Below are 16117 nucleotides of genomic sequence, written 5' to 3'. Positions count from 1 at the left end.
CTCCTATAACTCAGTGCGGCCCTCGACCGCCTTCAACAAGGTCATCTGATCGGCATATTCAATGTCAGAACCCACCGCCAGGCCATGTGCCAGCCGCGTCACCTTGATGCCGGCCGGCTTGATCAAACGAGCCAGATATTGCGCGGTGGCTTCCCCTTCTGGCGTGGCGTTAGTCGCAACGATCACTTCGTCCACCGCCGCGTCATCTTTGAGCCGCTGCAAAAGACTTGAGATGTTGAGATCTTCTGGCCCGCGCCCATCGATCGGGCTGAGGACACCATGCAGCACATGATACAGGCCGTGATAATCCCCGCTGCGATCGATGCTCATGACATCTTTTGGCTGTTCGACCACCAAGATCGTCTTGTGGTCCCGGCTGGGGTCCTTGCAGATTGCGCACGGGTCCTCATCCGTGATATTGCCACAGATCGAGCAGTAATGCAGGTCGTTTTTGGCAGCCGTCAAGCTGCTGGCGAAGGTCTCGACGTCCTCTTTATTCATATCGATGGTGAAAAAAGCGAGCCGGGTCGCTGTTTTGCTGCCGATACCCGGCAACTTCATATAACTATCGATCAATTTTGCGATCGGATCTGGATATTGCATCTTAACCTCGCTACATCGGCAAGCCTTGTGTGAACTTGCCCATTGTCTTTTGTGTCTTTTCTTCGATATCAGAAAGCGCCTTGTTGACCGCTTCGATGATCAGATCCTGGAGCATGTCCGGGTCGTCAGGGTCGATCGCCTCGGGCTTGATGGTCAGATCCTTCAGCTTCTTGTCGCCGGTGAAGACCACGGTCACCATATCTTCAGCCGACGTGGCGGTGAATTCGGTCCGGTTCAATTCATCCTGAGCTGCCGTCATGTTACTTTGGAGCTTCTTCATCTGTTTCATCATACCTTGCATATTGCCCATGCCACGCATAGTCGTCACCATTCCTTTTTAATCATTTTTGATCGTGATATTGTCTGCCTGCCCAAAAAGATCGCCGATCGTTTTCACGACCGGATCCGCTTGCGGCTTTTTCTTGGTCTGCGTCGTCGGTGCGCCTTTTGTTTTCAGATAGGTGCTGCGAATGTCCGGCCAGTCCACGGCCTCGACCAAGACGATGACCGGTCGTTTGCCAGTCAGCCGCTCCAGCCCATTTTCCAGCTCCGCCATCAGGGTCTCGTCGCTGTTGGCGCGTGCGACGAAGATGTCGAACTGAAATTGGACGATCACCCCATCCGGACTGGCCGCGACAGGCTTTGAGACGTTCATCATCGCCCGTTTTGGCGGCGTCAGCATGCTGAGCAGATCCGGCCAGACCTCCTTGAGCGATTCGAGATCGCCTTTGGTGGCTTTTTCCAAAATCGGGTAGATGTGCGCCTTGTCGACCTGCTTCGGGCCTTTTTTCCGCGCTGGCCCTTTGGCTGAGGCCGGCGCACTTTTCGCAGTCAGGCGGCCCAGCGCTTCCTTGAGCGTCGTCACCTGTTGCGCCAAGTCTGCGACTTCTTGACTGCCAGCGGGGTCGACTTGGGCGACCGGCACGCTCACGGCTGGCCGCTCGCCCAAACGAACCGTTGCGACTTGCAGGTACAGCGCCGGATGATTGGTCAGGCGCAACTGTTGCTGCGTTTCATTGAGCACATCGATCATGTGGTAGAGCTGTTCGGCGCTCAACTGGCCGGCCAGGTCCTTGAAGGCATCATCTAACAGTGCTGCCTGGGTCGCATCGATCAAACTCGGGGCCGCCTGATAGACCAACAAGTCGCGCAGATATTCGATCAGGTCCTCGATCAGGCGCCCCGCGTCCTTGCCCGCCGCCAGCAACTCCGCGATCGTCGTCAGTGCTTTGGCCACATCGCGGCTCGCAATGGCCGCCAGATACACCCCAAGCTCGGCGGTGCTGGCGCTGCCGGTCACATCCAGCGCATTTTCCGTTGTGACATGGTCGTCGCCAAACGCCATCACCTGGTCGAGGATGGACAAGGCGTCACGCATCCCGCCTTCCGCGGCCCGGGCGATCACCGCCAGTGCCGTGTCGTCGTAAGTGATGCCTTTGTCGTCGAGAATGAAGGCCATGCGCTTGATCAGATCTTCCGGCGTGATTCGGCGAAAATCAAAGCGTTGGGTCCGCGAGATAATGGTCGCCGGAATTTTTTGCGGCTCGGTCGTGGCGAGAATGAAGACCACATGCGCAGGCGGCTCTTCCAGCGTTTTGAGCAGCGCATTGAACGCGCCGGTCGAAAGCATGTGCACTTCGTCGATGATGTAGACCTTGACCCGCGCCTGGGTCGGGGCGTATTTTGCCTTGTCCCGAATATCGCGGATCTCATCGACGCCGTTGTTGGACGCGGCATCGATCTCGATGACATCCGTCAGGCGCCCTTCGTTCATGGCCACGCACAGCTCGCAAGTATTATCCGGCTCGCCATCTTGGAGGTGCTCACAATTCAGCGCCTTGGCCAGAATTTTCGCGACTGAGGTCTTGCCAGTCCCGCGCGGCCCCGTGAAGAGGTAGGCGTGGCTGGTCTGCCCAGTGATCAGCGCATTTTTCAGCGTCCGCACGATCGCCTCTTGCCCGATCACGTCGGCAAATTGTTGCGGCCGCCAGACCCGGTACAATGCTTGATATGCCATCGTCACGCCTTCCTTTCAAAATGAAATCGTCTTGTCTCAGTGTACCATAATATCGGTTTACTCGACCCGGTGTCGCCGGAAAATCGCCAGTGGCAAATAAGCCGGAGAATGCCGCCAGACCCAGTGGACAACTGTCGCCCCCTTGGCCCAGGTCACCAGCCCTCAGACGAAAAATAGGTTGCCACCGGCCCCGACCATAGAAAAAGGAGCCACCCGCAGGCAACTCCATGAATAATGGCATAAAACAAGAGGCACATGACGAACTCACCTTAGTGCTGCTTCCTTCCGGATCTGACACGATTCGATGAGCCATCATTGCCTCAAGGCCTTACGGCAAAAACAATTATACCTGCTTTGATGCCTTTTGACCAGCCTGTTTTTGCTTGCGCCGCTGACGAATGCCGCGGAAAAATGTTTGCAAGAGCGCGGCAGCCTCCTGAGCCCGCACCCCTTCGACCACCGCAACTTGGTGATTGAACCGGGTATCACTGAGCAGATCGACCAAACTGCCGGCCGCACCAGCTTTTGGATCGTGCGCGCCGAAATAGCAGGTGCGAATGCGACTGTTGATCATGGCCCCGGCGCACATCGGACAAGGCTCCAGCGTCACATACAGGTCACAATCTTCCAGCCGCCATGTATGAAGCGTCATGCACGCCTCTTGAATCGCCAAGACCTCGGCGTGGAGCGTGCTGTCCTGGGCATGTTCGCGCAGATTGTGGCCGCGCCCCACGACTTGCCCGTCATGCACGATCACCGCCCCGATCGGCACTTCACCGATCGCCGCCGCGTCCTTTGCTTCTTCTAACGCCAGCGCCATCCACCGGTTTTCATTTTCCATATGAGGCTCGCCTTCTTCCTATGCTACAATGGGGGTGAAACTTTTCTGTGAGGGACGATCATTGACAACTATTTTACCATTACTCAAGCAATATTTTACCGTCTATGAGGCACCGCCATTTCCGGCTGACACGATGACCATGGCAATTGATGGCCAGGTGATCGCCGTCGCGAAGGGCGATCTATCGCCGCGGGAGCTCGCGCTGTTATCCGCGTTGGTCCCGCAGCTGAAAAGCACCCACCCGTGGGCCCTTTATTTGCAAGGCCAAGGCCCGGCTCCGAGCAAAAAAGAGGTCCGGTTCCTTCAGTTTGTGGTGAGCTTTGAAAAAGCGGCGGCCAGCGAGGCAGATTGGCTCGAGGCCTTCATTTCACTGTTCACGAGCAAGGCCACAGGCTTTTTCCTCACCTCAGGCCGCGGCGTGATCGTGGAGCCGCAATCTAAAACGCCAGCGAGCCTTGATGAGCTACAGGGCATGATGGACACGCTCGATACGGATTTTGGCACCAAGACGCGGCTTTTTGTCGGCCATTTTTGGCAGCCGAGTGATGACATGCCGAATCTTTTTGCCGAAGAGAGTCGCCTCGCCGAAAGCACAAGCGGGCGCCTCGAAGATCTGCAGAGTATCGCGTTGAATTTTTACACGCAAAACCCGCGCAGCCGAAGCACGATCATGAAGACGCTGACGGCGCAGATCAACCAAGATGATCTGGACATGAAACCGGTCATCAATGCGCTTTATCAGAATCAGGGCAATTTGACCGCGGCGGCCAAGGCACTTTACCTGCATCGTAACACCCTGCAATATCGAATCGACAAATTTCAGAGTCAGACCGGGTTTTCCCTGAAGCAAATGGATGATCTGGTGCTTTGTTACCTGCTGGTGCAAGGCAAGTAGAAAAATGCGCGAAGCCCAAGATTTTCCGGCTCCGCGCATTTTTATTTGTCAGATGATCGTCTTGATGCCCATCCCGATCAACAGCAGCGCCATGAATGGCTTGAGATAGTTTGCAAACTTGCCGCTGGTAAGATGTGTCATCAAGTGCGGCGCGACCAAAGCTCCGCCGAGCGCCCCGATCATCAGGCCGAGCCCAGCATGCCAGTCAACCGCGCCGCCGGTCAGATGCAGCAGCGCGCCGACCAGCGACATGAAGACCAGCACATATGAAGACGTCGCCGCGGCGTCCATCATATCCAGGCCCATCATCAAAAGGCCTGCGATGATCGGCCCACCGCCGGACAGCCCCGCGATGCCGACCATCAGCCCGCTGAGCACGCCGAATAAACTGGCCAGCCAGCGCCGCTGCTGCTTTGGGGCACCGCCGTTTTTTTGAAAGAGAATGTTCGCACCAAGTCCAGCTAAGATCAGGCCAATCACCCATTTATAGATCGTTTGCGGGATATAGGGTGCAACCAGCGAGCCGACGATCACCGCTGGCAACGCCGCCAGCAGCATCTGATTGCCGAGCTTCACGTTCACCTTGCCTTGACGATAATAAGTGAAAGCCCCAAGTGCGAGCGATGGTAGCGCGGTGACCAGCGAGGTGGCTGCCGCTGTGTGCGGATCAAGGCCAAAAATCGCCGTCAAGACGCCCAAGTAAAATGCGGCCCCGCCGCCGCCCATCGAGATCACAAAGACCCCGATCACAAATCCGATCACGAGCAGCCCAACGATCATCATCTAGAAGATCTCCCTTGTTGTGAATTGGTGCCGCCGCTATCTGAAAATAGCAGTATACTGATGGCATCGTCAATTACACATTGTAGTTCACATTTACTAGTTGTAAATACCGGCATAAAATTTTTTTGGAGGTCACTACGTCTAAACAAGTGCTGTCTCAAACGCGCATCATCGAATGCGGCATCGCATTGATCAACAATGGCAGCGCAGTGAGCTTTGCCAACATCGCCCGGGAACTCGGCACCAAGTCGCAGGCGCTTTACCCCTACTTCACCAATCAGCAAGCCCTCAGTTACGCGATTCTCGATCAAACGGTTGCTAGCCTCGTCGAGCGTTTGAAAACGGATCTGTTCGGCAAGACAGGTCGCGAAGCGTTAGTCGAATTTGCACTGATCTGCCGCAGGGTCTGCCTGGAACATCCCCGCCTCAGTCAGTTCATCGTCGCCTTACCGCGAAGCGAGGATGCGATCGCAGATGAACCGGTGGCCGCCTTTCGCACGCTCTTGACCCAGTCGGTCGCGGCGGTCGTGGCCAGCGAGCGTGCGCGCCTGCTTGGCGGCCGACTGCTGCGCGATCTGATCATCGGGGAATTGATCAATATTTCCTCCGGCTGGTTCAACAATGCAGAGCTGCCGCAAGAAGACAGTTTTCGCTGGATGATCGAACGTGGCATCGATGCACTGACAGTCGAAGACCGCACGCCAACAAAATAGCGGCGTCGCCCAGTCTAGGCAAACACCGCTTCAAGTAGAATGAAGGTCGGTCGAGCGAGTCAGACCGACGCTTTTTGTGCATGCAAAATATAATAGCCATGGGCCTTTTGCAACACGACCGCGTCCCCGAATGTCGCCTTCATCAACTTCAAGGCCGATGGGGCGCCTTGTTTTTTCTGCAAAACGACGAACAGTTCGCCGCCTGGCAAGAGATGCGCCAGGCTCCCGCTCAAGATCGCGGACACCACGGCCTTGCCTGCCCGCACCGGCGGATTGGTGACGATCGCCGCAAACGACCCTTCGATCGCGTCGTAAACAGAGGACTCAAGAATCTCAACGTTCTCGACCTGATTCGCCGTCGCGTTGCGCTTTGCCAAGGTAAGCGCCCGTTCGTTCACGTCGCTCATGACGACGTGGCGCGTCGGCATCGCTTTGGCCAGGCTCAGCCCGATCGGCCCCCAGCCGCAGCCGACATCCAGCACCGGCCCGGCGATCAGCGTCTGCGCCATGACCGTGTCGATCAGGGTGCGACTGCCGAAGTCGACCGTATGTTTGGAAAACACGCCGTTGTCGGTGGTGAAGGTCAGCTGATGGCCGGCCAAGTCAAATTGAAAGGTCTGCTCGTCATGGGCCAGCGCCGGATCATTTTCAAAATATTGCGTCATTCATTGTCCCGCTTTCCTGCGCGACTCACCCAGTCGGAAACTTTATCGATAAAGTCCAGCCGCCGTGCCAAGATGCCGCCATTGGACTTTGGCGCATCGACGCGCGTGTTCACCAGCAGTAAGATCTGCAGCAACGTGAACAGTAGCGAGTTGCGTTTCCGGTACGCGACATATTTTGGCACCCAGGTGGTCACATATTTATTCTTATAAGAGCGTAACCCAGCGAAGCCATAAAAGCGATAGCCATATCGATAGACCAGATGCGCCATCTTTTCTTCCAAAAACGCGTAGTCGGACTTGCCGACGTTGGCTAGGGGCGCCATGCCCATGTCGAACTGGGTGTAGCCGTCCGCCTTGGCCTGCTCAAACAGGTTGATAAACACTGCGTCCATGATGCCACTTGGCGCTTCTTCGCTTGAGCGCATCAAATCGATCGAGGTGATCTTCCCGGCCGTCATCGGCATGGCCGAGGCAAACGCGACGATCTGGCCGGCCGTGTCCTTGATCACGGCGATTGGCGCGCTGTTGAGGTAATGCGCATCGAAAAAGCCAAGCGAGAAGCCTTTTTCAGGGCGCTCCGCGAGCCAGCTGGCGGAAACGGCCTGCAGCTGCGCCAGGGTCGCGGCAGCAAATGGCGGCTGAAGCCACTCATAGCGATAGCCCTCGCGCTCAAATTTATGCATCAAGGCCCGTTCCCCTTTGCGCTTGGTGCCGGCCAAGGTGAAGGCGGTGACGTCAACGTAGCCTTCCTCACCAAATTTCATGAAGTCGAATCCAAATTCATGGAGCAACATCGTCAGCTCTTCGGTGATCTCGTAAAAGACCAGAGAGAGGTTCTGTGCGTCAGCCGCACGAATGAAATCGCCGATCGCATGTTTGACCTCAGCCGGATCGCCGATCGGTTCACCCAACACGACTAACTTATCCGTTTTTTTACGAAACAGGAACATGACCCGGTCTTCGCCATCCACCTGGTAAAAGCGCACGCGTTTGTCACGGGTGAACGCCAGATGCGAGATCTCGTTGCCACCGAATCGATCGATCAACGCCTGGATGCGTTTTTCATCATACGGATCATCCAGCGTCTTCAGCGGGCGCGACAGGTAATGATAGATCAACGCCAGCGTTAGCGCCGCCGCGATCACGCCCACCAGCGTCGTGAACCACATCCGCTCAGACGGAAAGAGAAAGACTTGCGGCACCGGCCGCCGGTGATGAATGCTCGGTGCATTATAAAACGCGGCAATGCCGTAAAACAGAGCGGTGAGGCCGAAGATACCCCCATCGACCAGCCGATTGCCCCACGGAAAATCCATCCGGTCGCGCGTCAATTCTTTTCGGGCAAAGAAACCGGCGACCAAAATGATGGCCAAAAAGGCAATGAAGCGACCACTTGCCCCGCGATGCAGCGACCAGATCAGCGCCCAGGCCATCACCGCCATGCTTGGCCAAAATGCGCGGCGAACGCGACTCGCCACCCCGCGGGCCAGCCCGAAAATGACAAAGGCCATCACGATGTTAGTCACGCGGCTGAGAAACAAGAAAGTGTATGGATACAGCCGCGTATACAGGTGATTATGCATCGCCGCTTCCGGAATGACGCCGCGGAGCAGGAGCATAATGGCGGAAAAATACATAAAGACGACAAGCAAGCCAAACGCCACTTTGCGAATCACCTGCATCGGCAGGCCTTCAAGGAACTCATTGACACGCCGGCCGGCATCTTCGATGAACAGCACAGCGCCGATCACAAACGGAATCACATAGTAGAACAGCCGGTAAAACAGCAGCCACACCATGGCGAGGTTCGGATCCACACCGATCGTCCCCAGCCCCATCAGCATGAACACGTCAAAAGAACCCAGCCCACCAGGCACCATCGACAGCACACCGATCACGTTGGCAACTAAAAACAGCGGCAGCACATGCAGCAAGTTGATCTGCACATGCAGCATTGCGCCGATCATAATGAAGAACCACGCGCACCCGCCCCATTCCAGGAACGAGCCGAGCGTCAGCCGCAACTGACGAGCCAGTGGCATATCCGCGAAAAACGCCTTGTTGGTCAAATGCGTGATCAGCATCAGCACCGGAAAATACGCCGCACCGCCGATCAGCCAGACCCAGTAGTCGGTGTACATCTTGCCGATGCCAAAACCGAAGATCATGATCAGCGCGATCATGGACCACAGGGACAGCCCTGCCAGCAGGAATAAGGCGATCTTTGAAATGGCAAACAGAATCTGTTTTTGCGTCGCGCCCTTGTGGTAAAAATTCGCCCGCAGACTGGCGCCGAGAAACCCGCCGAAGCCCAGGATGTTCGTAAAGGAGTTGACGATCCAGCCGGACCGCACGATGTAGCGTGGCTTGAACGTCCCCGGCAACATCTCGACGATCGTGAAATCGTAATTGAGCATCGGCAGCACCGCGACCAAGCCGACCCCCGCCATCAATAGCAGCGACAGCGGCCCCTGAGAAGCCAGGCTCTCCTTCATTGCGGCGCCATTCAGGTCATTGGCAATGCGGCCGAATTCAAAGAAGACCAGCACCAAGACGGAAAGCACGAACAGCACTTTCAGCAGTGTGAGATGGGCGCGCACCCAGTCGACCACGCGCATCGCGACTTTTTTCAAGATCGATTCCTCCGTTTCTTATCCTGACCATTATATCGAAAAGCGGCGGGCGATACGGTAACAAAAGCGTAAGGCACTGGCCGGTGAAAAGTCACGCGGGAGGCACTGAATCGCGGTGAGGCATGCGCGGACAGCTTTCCCGCTGAGTAAAACATCGCGTGACTCAGCAACGGTACAGCTTACGGCGCACTTGAGTTTTTCGCCCTCTTATCGAAGTATTCCGGGTTAGAGTGGACTTGTACCATACTTGTACCGTATTTGTACCGTCATTTGGCCATCAAAAGAACGAGATGATGTCGATCTTCGCGAATTCCAGGTACAAAAAAACGCGCGCAACCGCCGCCATTGCTGGCATGCGGTGCGCGTGTTCTGATTCAAGTAATCAATAAAATTACTTGAGGGTGATCGTTGCGCCAACTTCTTCAAGCTGAGCCTTGATCTTGTTTGCTTCGTCTTCGGTGATGTCTTCCTTGATTGCGGAAGGCGCAGCATCAACGAGGCCCTTCGCATCCTTCAGGCCGAGACCAGTGATCTCACGAACGGCCTTGATGACCTTGACCTTTTCCTGGCCTGCTTCGGTCAGTTCAACGGTGTAGCTGTCTTTTTCAGCAGCGGCATCGCCGGCGCCAGCAGCTGCAGCTGCAACAGGGGCAGCAGCGGAGACACCAAATTCTTCTTCGATTGCTTTTACAAGATCATTCAGTTCAAGAATGGAAGCTTCTTTGAGCTGGCTGATGATTGCTTCATTATCTAAAGCCATGTTTGTTTCCTCCAATTAAAATGAAATTATGCCGCAATGCGGCGGGAATATAAAACGTAACGCTTAGGCAGCAGGCTGTTCGTCCTTGCTTTCGGCAACCGCTTTGATCGCGTATGCGACATTGCGTACCGGAGCCTGCAGAACGGAGAGCAGCATGGAAAGCAGCCCATCGCGATCTGGCAAGCTGGCCAGTTCATTGATCTGGTCAAGCGTGGCAACCTTACCTTCGATGATGCCGCCTTTGATCTCCAATGCCTCGATCTTGTCCGCGAATTTCTTCATGATGCGGGCAGGAGCGACAACATCGTCGTTGGAAAAGGCAACAGCAGTCGGGCCAGTGAAGACCTCGTCGAGATCTTCGTAGCCGTTGGCGTCAGCAGCACGACGCAGATAGGTATTCTTGATGACTTCCATCTTGACCCCTGCATCACGCAACTCCTTGCGCAGGTCGGTGACCTGGGCAACCGTCAAGCCGCGGTAGTTGACAACAACAACACTGGATGCGGCTTTGAACTGCTCGGAAACACCTTTGACGATCTCGGCTTTTTGTGCTTGAATCGCTTCACTCATTTGATTCACCTCCTGTTAGTTGATCGAAGTTCTTTTAGGTATAAAAAAACTCCATGTCTACCAAGACATAGAGGTATCTGTTGAACCGATACCACCTCGGCAGGATAATTAAGGCTTGCGCCACCTGAGTCTTAGGCAGAGTGAATTAACACAAAAACGAGTGTAACATTCCAGGTCAGACGCGTCAACCGGAGAAAATAAAAAAGCCGTCGCACGTGGCGACGACTTTTTGCAAACGACCTTAGAAGGCGTTGCTGTCGACTGTGACGCCAGGGCCAAAGGTCGAGGTCACGGTCAAGCTCTTGATGTACTGGCCCTTCGCAGATGCAGGACGTGCACGGGTGATCACGTCGTTCATCGTCTTGAAGTTTTCCAGCAACTTCGCGGTGTCGAAGGAGACCTTACCGATTGGGGCGTGAACGATACCAGCTTTGTCAGCACGGTATGCCACTTGGCCTGCCTTGACGTCGTTGACCGCCTTGGTGACATCCATGGTCACGGTGCCGGTCTTCGGGTTAGGCATCAAGCCTTTCGGGCCAAGGACACGGCCCAAACGACCAACCTTCGCCATCATTGGCGGGGTCGCAACGGCAACATCAAAGTCGAGCCAGCCGTCTTGGATCTTTTGAACCAAGTCGTCGCCGCCAACTTCATCAGCACCGGCATCCTTTGCCTGTTGTGCCTGCGGGCCTTCCGCAAACACGATGACCTTTTGAGTCTTACCGGTCCCGTTTGGCAGGACAACGGCGCCACGGATCTGCTGGTCCGCCTGCTTGACATCGATGTTCAGGTTGTAAGCAACTTCAACCGTTGCGTCGAACTTGGCAAAATCGATCTTCTTCACGAGATCAACTGCTTCTTCCGGCGTGTAAGTCTTAGTCGCGTCGACCTGTTTGGACGCTTCGAGATACTTCTTTGCTTTTTTAGCCATTCTGGATTTTCCTCCTTGCAAATGTGGTCAACGGGCCGGAGCCCTTCCACTTGATTCATTCAGCTTTCGCCGATGATCCGGACATTAGCCCTCGACTTCAAAGCCCATCGAGCGTGCAGTCCCTTCAACCATGCGCATCGCAGCTTCAACGTCTGCGGCGTTAAGGTCTTGCATCTTCGTTTCCGCGATCTGGCGAACCTGATCCTTGGTCACTTTGGCGACCTTCTTGGTGTTCGGTTCACCGGAGCCGTGTTCAACACCAGCGGCCTTTTTCAGCAGGGTTGCTGCCGGCGGGGTCTTAGTGATGAATTCGAAGGAACGATCTTCGTACACGGTGATCACAACAGGGATGATCATGCCGACCTGATCTGCGGTCCGCGCATTGAAGTCCTTGGTGAAGCCCATGATGTTGATCCCAGCCTGGCCCAGTGCTGGGCCAACTGGCGGGGCCGGAGTTGCCTTACCAGCAGGGATCTGGAGTTTAACGATGTTTGCTACTTTTTTAGCCACGAAACATAACCTCCTTAAGTCCGTGATGTGGTGATGATGGCCAAGTTGATTTTGACCTCCCACGCGTATGCAAAAACATACCTGAGTAGATTACCATGAAAGCCGCCAAACTTCAAGCGGATTCAACGGCGGGACACGACCTGACGGAAAAATCGGTCAGCGCGTCTTTGCAGCAAGCTGCCTCGGTCCCCACAAAAAGGTGGTGATGTCATGAGCCACCACCGGATTTTCATGCAATAAGCTGTGTGCCGCTCTGGGGCCGCGGACCACCGCCTCGCGGTAATCCGCCACCGTATTTTCAGCTAAAAAGCGAACCGCAAAACTTGAATTCACGCCGACGACGCCATCATGGGCCAGGCTGCCGGTAAACAAGTCCCCTGCGATGTTCAACCAGCGCAACTGCGCCGGCAGATCCGCGCGGTGGGCCTGGAAAAAATCATACACCGGTGCCGTTTGCTCGGGGCCAGTGCCAGTCAGATGCCAATCCAAGATCGGCGTGTTCTTCGCGACTTCCAGGTCATTGTACGGCGCGGCGATCGACACCAGCGCCGCGACCGGCACAGGCGGCCGACTGATCGTGTAGAGCAGCGCCGTCACCCCGCCCATCGAATGCGCGACCAGATTGATCTCAGAAAAAGCCGCCTGCTTCTGCAAGGCAGCGACCACCCGCATCAAGCCCTCGCGTTGCGCCCGAGGCCGGATGCGCTTATCGGCAAACAGCACCTGCACGCCGACATGCGGGCCGAGTTGAAGATGGCCGCGCAATCGCACCCGCCCGCTGCGCGTCACGACCGCCACGACTTGTTTGTCGATCGGCAGGCGCCTAAGCATATGGCCAAACGACAGGCGGTTGCCGAGATACCCCGGCACAAATAACGTCGGTGTGTGATCACCGATAGCTGCTTCGCGCTTTTTTTGCGGCCGCCCAAGCATATAAAAATCGAGTGCCGCGCCGAACGCGAGACACCCGATCAGAATGAGCCAAGCCATTTTACAGTTTGTCCACTTGGTCGTAGTCGAGTTCGGCGGCGACTTCGCGATCAAACATATTGATGGTGACGCGCAATTTTTGCTTGTCGGCGTCGTTGGCGGTGATCTTGCCGGTCATGCTGGAAAATGCGCCGGCGATGATCGTGACTGTTTCGCCCACTTCATAGGACACATTGGTGCGGGCGGTGGCCATCCCCATGCTGTGCAGCACTGAGGAGACTTCTTCCGGCAACAGCGGCGCTGGCTTGGAGCCTGCCCCGTGAGAGCCAACGAATCCGGTGACGCCTGGCGTGTTTCGAACCACGAACCAGCTTTCGTCGGTCATGACCATTTCGACCAGCACATAGCCCGGGAACGTCTTTTCCATCTTGACGTTGTCCTTGCCATTTTTCATTTCGTGCTCTTCTTCTTCAGGCACGATCACACGGAAAATGTTGTTGTCCATGCCCATCGAGGTGGCGCGACTCTCGAGGTTCGTCTTGACCTTATTTTCGTAACCGGAATAGGTATGCAGCACATACCATTGTTTCTCTGCTGATTCAGCCATCGTTAAGCTCCTTTGTTTAGTTGCAAATAAAAAAACCGTTGCGCATGTGCAGCGGTTTTTTCGCTAAGGCAAGTATAGCAGACTCGCCCGATTTTTCAACTAAAAGACAAATGCGTTGAGCAAAGCCAAGATCGCCCAGTCGGCCAGCGCAAAATAGATCGCAAAAAGCAAGGACGTGATGACCACCGTCGTCGTATCGCGGCGGGTCTCACTTGCTGTCGGCCAAGTGACAGCTTTCATTTCAGCAACAACACTTTTGATAAACTTCATGATGACCCTCCGTTTACTTCGTTTCTTTATGTTCGGTCACTTTTCCGCAGTACTTGCAGAATTTATTCAAGGTCAGACGCTCGGTGCGCCGTTTGTTCTCCGGCACATAGTAATTACGCCGGCCGCAGACGCTGCACGCCATCGCTACTTTTTTTACAGACATGTTGAACCTCCATACTCGCACTTCAGCATATCAAAAAAAGGCGAGTGAGACAACTATGAAGTATTTGAAGGGTGCGCAGCGGGGCGCTTAGGGGTGAGCGGCTAACTTGGGCCTGGCGCTTGGGGCGCTCTTCGCCCCGAGTGACAGGCCCAGTTAGACGTTCCCCCCTGCCCCGCGTAGCCCAACTGAAGGGTGCGCAGGCCCGCGGGAGACCCAGTGCTCACAACAAGATCGCCACCACCATCAGCACCACTTCCCCGCTCGCCACCAACAGCAGCGACGAGATCGCAGTATTGAACGTCTCCCGCTTGCTCTGTTTTGCCATGAAGCGCTGCGTATTGCGCCGCACCAAGGGCCAAAGCAGTAGCACCGCCAAAAGTGGCCACGGCAGTAGCCGAAGCAGCACGGCCAGCACCACACAGACAAAAGCCAGGCGCGGCAACCATGGGTAGATGCGGAGTGCTTTTTCCTTGCTCAGGTAATACGGCAAAGTGAAGCGCTGATTGCGGATATCCTGGTCGATGTCGCAGATGTTGTCCGCAAACATCACGGTGCCATCCAGAATCACGATCGGCAGAGCGACCAGCAGGAGTTGCAGGATCATACCCAGATCAGCGGACAAGACAAAGTGGCTCACTGTGAAAGTCAGATCGACCGGCCGCGGGGTGATATTCACAAAGCACGCGATGAAGATCGTGCCAAAGCCTTCACACAGCCCCGCCAGCAGCTCCCCGCAAGGAATCCGCGACAACGGCACCGGGCCAAAGGTGTAGAAGATCGCCACGAAGATTCCGGCGCCACCAATCAAAAGCAGACTCAAATTGGTCCGCCAGACCAGCGCCAAACCCATGGCCACCGCCAGCGCGAGAAACGCCCCCATCAAGGCCAGCATCCGCCCCGGAGACAGATGCTCGCGGCCGATGATGTTCTGGGTCGCCCGGTACTGTAAGTCTTTTGCCTTGTAGTAATCCTGCACATTGTTGAAGCCGGTGACAAACAGCGCGATGCTCATTTGCCCGACAAAATACAGACAGGTGTTGACCCAATCCAGCTGGCCGAATGCGAGTTTTGCATAAGCCACCCCGAGCAAAAATGGCAGCAGGCTCGCTGCTTTTGCAGGCAACCGAATCAACTCCAGAAAAAGTGGCCAGGTCAGCGGCCGGTATGCGGTTTCCTCATCCATCAGCGCACCCCTCCCTTCACTAGCAGGCTGAGCAAAAGACCGGCGATCAGCCCGCCATTTTCAAGGAGCAAGTTGTACAGCGAGGTCTTGAACGTCAGGCGCTTGTCCTGGCGATGCCGGAAGCGGTTCGTATTGCGCATCGCCCAGGGGAGCGTCACCAGTGCCACCAGCGTCGGCCACGGCAGCAGGCCGACTGCAACCGCCAGCGCCACTGCTGCATAGCCGCCGTATGCCAGCAGCGTGTACAGCAGTCGGCTGTTGGCTGGCCCCAGATACATCGGCAGGGTCATGCGCTTGTTGGCGGTGTCCTCTGCGAGATCAGACATGTTGTTGGCCAGCATCACATTGGCGATCGTGGCCATTGGCGTGACGCAGACGAAGGCCAAAGCGACCAGCGCCGGCCAATCCCCAGCCAGCGCCAGGTTTGGCCAGGCAAACGTCAGCTGCAAAAATGGCGTTGTGCGCGCGGTCACATAGGCGGCAATACCGGGAATGCCCAGGCCCATCACCACCCCGGAAAAAAGTTCGCCCAGCGGCATGCGAGACAGCGGCAGCGGCCCAAATGTGTAGAAAATGCCGACCACAAAACACGCCCCGCCTGCCAGCAGCAACAGCCAGTCCGTGCGCCAGACCAACACCAAGCTCAGCGCGGTGGACACCGCCAGCATCCCCCAGATCACGGCTCGCACCAAGGCAATCGGCAACTGCCGGCGCCCGATCACGTTCACCGTTTGTCGATACTGGTCGTCTTTTGCCTTGCGATAATCCATCCAGTTATTGATCGCGGTGGTGGTCATGTCAAACAACAGCATCGCGATGAAAAACAGGGTGCTGTTGACCCAATTGACCTGTCCTAACACCACGGCCGCAAACAAGGTCCCCACACAAAAAGGCAAGATACTTGCCAATTTTGTCGGTCCCTCAACTAACTCCCAAAATGCACGAATACTCATGTTGACCCCCAACTTGTTGTCGCGTTGCCTCCAGCATCTGCCGACCGGCCGGCAAATGATTTTCTTCTATAATATATGCGTTAGAAAAAT

General features: G+C 55.8%; 19 protein-coding genes, 1 other RNA gene and 1 other annotated feature. Of the genes, 2 read left to right on the top strand and 18 right to left on the bottom strand.

Annotated features, from left to right (window positions below; genetic code table 11):
• Positions 1-3: 3 nt before the first annotated feature.
• The 5 genes from recR to tadA form a co-directional block, all read right to left on the bottom strand.
• The gene (gene recR / locus JUE67_RS02990) at positions 4-603 is read right to left on the bottom strand and encodes a recombination mediator RecR (protein ID WP_203627280.1); all 600 of its coding nucleotides are present in this window, start codon (positions 601-603) and stop codon (positions 4-6) included.
• A gap of 10 nt (positions 604-613) precedes the next feature.
• Positions 614-922, bottom strand: coding sequence for a YbaB/EbfC family nucleoid-associated protein (locus JUE67_RS02985; RefSeq protein WP_125696598.1), 309 nt, complete (start codon positions 920-922; stop codon positions 614-616).
• Positions 923-940: 18 nt separating this feature from the next.
• Positions 941-2620 carry a DNA polymerase III subunit gamma/tau gene (gene dnaX / locus JUE67_RS02980; protein ID WP_203627278.1) on the bottom strand — a complete coding sequence of 560 codons (1680 nt, stop codon included), beginning with the start codon at positions 2618-2620 and terminating at the stop codon, positions 941-943.
• Between the two features lie 235 nt (positions 2621-2855).
• Positions 2856-2953: signal recognition particle sRNA small type (gene ffs, locus JUE67_RS02975), an RNA gene on the bottom strand.
• A gap of 10 nt (positions 2954-2963) precedes the next feature.
• Positions 2964-3461: a tRNA adenosine(34) deaminase TadA gene (tadA, locus tag JUE67_RS02970; protein WP_203627276.1), complete on the bottom strand. Its 498-nt coding sequence runs from the start codon at positions 3459-3461 to the stop codon at positions 2964-2966.
• A gap of 61 nt (positions 3462-3522) precedes the next feature.
• On the opposite strand from tadA, the gene JUE67_RS02965 reads away from it, so the two are divergent.
• The gene (locus JUE67_RS02965; protein ID WP_203627274.1) at positions 3523-4356 is read left to right on the top strand and encodes a helix-turn-helix domain-containing protein; all 834 of its coding nucleotides are present in this window, start codon (positions 3523-3525) and stop codon (positions 4354-4356) included.
• Between the two features lie 48 nt (positions 4357-4404).
• Here JUE67_RS02965 and JUE67_RS02960 read toward each other — a convergent pair whose 3' ends face one another.
• A complete protein-coding gene (locus tag JUE67_RS02960; RefSeq protein ID WP_203627272.1) occupies positions 4405-5139 on the bottom strand; it encodes a sulfite exporter TauE/SafE family protein in 735 nt (244 codons plus the stop codon).
• A gap of 125 nt (positions 5140-5264) precedes the next feature.
• Between JUE67_RS02960 and JUE67_RS02955 the strand changes: the two genes are divergently transcribed.
• Positions 5265-5852: a TetR/AcrR family transcriptional regulator gene (locus JUE67_RS02955; protein ID WP_203627270.1), complete on the top strand. Its 588-nt coding sequence runs from the start codon at positions 5265-5267 to the stop codon at positions 5850-5852.
• A 59-nt stretch (positions 5853-5911) separates the two neighbouring features.
• Here the strand turns inward: JUE67_RS02955 and JUE67_RS02950 are convergent, their stop codons facing one another.
• From JUE67_RS02950 to JUE67_RS02895, 12 genes are all read right to left on the bottom strand, one after another.
• Positions 5912-6517 (bottom strand): class I SAM-dependent methyltransferase, encoded by a 606-nt coding sequence (locus tag JUE67_RS02950; RefSeq protein WP_203627268.1) that lies wholly within the window; start codon positions 6515-6517, stop codon positions 5912-5914.
• Entirely contained in the window at positions 6514-9150 is a 2637-nt protein-coding gene (gene mprF / locus JUE67_RS02945) for a bifunctional lysylphosphatidylglycerol flippase/synthetase MprF (RefSeq protein WP_373300915.1), read from the bottom strand. Before mprF ends, JUE67_RS02950 begins: the two co-directional genes overlap by 4 nt.
• 391 nt (positions 9151-9541) lie before the next feature.
• The gene (gene rplL, locus JUE67_RS02940; RefSeq protein WP_125697226.1) at positions 9542-9910 is read right to left on the bottom strand and encodes a 50S ribosomal protein L7/L12; all 369 of its coding nucleotides are present in this window, start codon (positions 9908-9910) and stop codon (positions 9542-9544) included.
• Positions 9911-9973: 63 nt separating this feature from the next.
• Positions 9974-10480, bottom strand: a complete 507-nt coding sequence (rplJ, locus tag JUE67_RS02935; protein ID WP_125697225.1) for a 50S ribosomal protein L10 — start codon at positions 10478-10480, stop codon at positions 9974-9976.
• Between the two features lie 34 nt (positions 10481-10514).
• Positions 10515-10634, bottom strand: a sequence feature (ribosomal protein L10 leader region).
• Between the two features lie 87 nt (positions 10635-10721).
• Positions 10722-11411, bottom strand: a complete 690-nt coding sequence (gene rplA, locus JUE67_RS02930) for a 50S ribosomal protein L1 (RefSeq protein ID WP_125697224.1) — start codon at positions 11409-11411, stop codon at positions 10722-10724.
• An 84-nt stretch (positions 11412-11495) separates the two neighbouring features.
• Positions 11496-11921 carry a 50S ribosomal protein L11 gene (gene rplK, locus JUE67_RS02925; RefSeq protein WP_125697223.1) on the bottom strand — a complete coding sequence of 142 codons (426 nt, stop codon included), beginning with the start codon at positions 11919-11921 and terminating at the stop codon, positions 11496-11498.
• 156 nt (positions 11922-12077) lie between these two features.
• Positions 12078-12911: an alpha/beta hydrolase gene (locus tag JUE67_RS02920; protein WP_203627266.1), complete on the bottom strand. Its 834-nt coding sequence runs from the start codon at positions 12909-12911 to the stop codon at positions 12078-12080.
• A 1-nt stretch (position 12912) separates the two neighbouring features.
• Positions 12913-13458 carry a transcription termination/antitermination protein NusG gene (gene nusG / locus JUE67_RS02915; protein ID WP_125697221.1) on the bottom strand — a complete coding sequence of 182 codons (546 nt, stop codon included), beginning with the start codon at positions 13456-13458 and terminating at the stop codon, positions 12913-12915.
• Between the two features lie 99 nt (positions 13459-13557).
• Entirely contained in the window at positions 13558-13728 is a 171-nt protein-coding gene (gene secE, locus JUE67_RS02910; RefSeq protein ID WP_125697220.1) for a preprotein translocase subunit SecE, read from the bottom strand.
• 13 nt (positions 13729-13741) lie between these two features.
• Entirely contained in the window at positions 13742-13891 is a 150-nt protein-coding gene (gene rpmG, locus JUE67_RS02905; RefSeq protein ID WP_125697219.1) for a 50S ribosomal protein L33, read from the bottom strand.
• A 220-nt stretch (positions 13892-14111) separates the two neighbouring features.
• Positions 14112-15074, bottom strand: coding sequence for a UbiA family prenyltransferase (locus JUE67_RS02900; protein WP_203627264.1), 963 nt, complete (start codon positions 15072-15074; stop codon positions 14112-14114).
• On the bottom strand, positions 15074-16027 hold the full coding sequence (locus tag JUE67_RS02895) for a UbiA family prenyltransferase (protein WP_203627262.1): 954 nt from the start codon (positions 16025-16027) through the stop codon (positions 15074-15076). The genes JUE67_RS02900 and JUE67_RS02895 overlap by 1 nt, the downstream gene beginning before the upstream one ends.
• Positions 16028-16117 lie beyond the last annotated feature (90 nt).

This window comes from Lacticaseibacillus mingshuiensis, from assembly GCF_016861785.1.
GTDB classification, from domain to species: Bacteria; Bacillota; Bacilli; order Lactobacillales; family Lactobacillaceae; genus Lacticaseibacillus; species Lacticaseibacillus mingshuiensis.
Note: the sequence above shows the minus strand (reverse complement) of the source record. Positions and strands in the feature narration are given on the sequence as shown.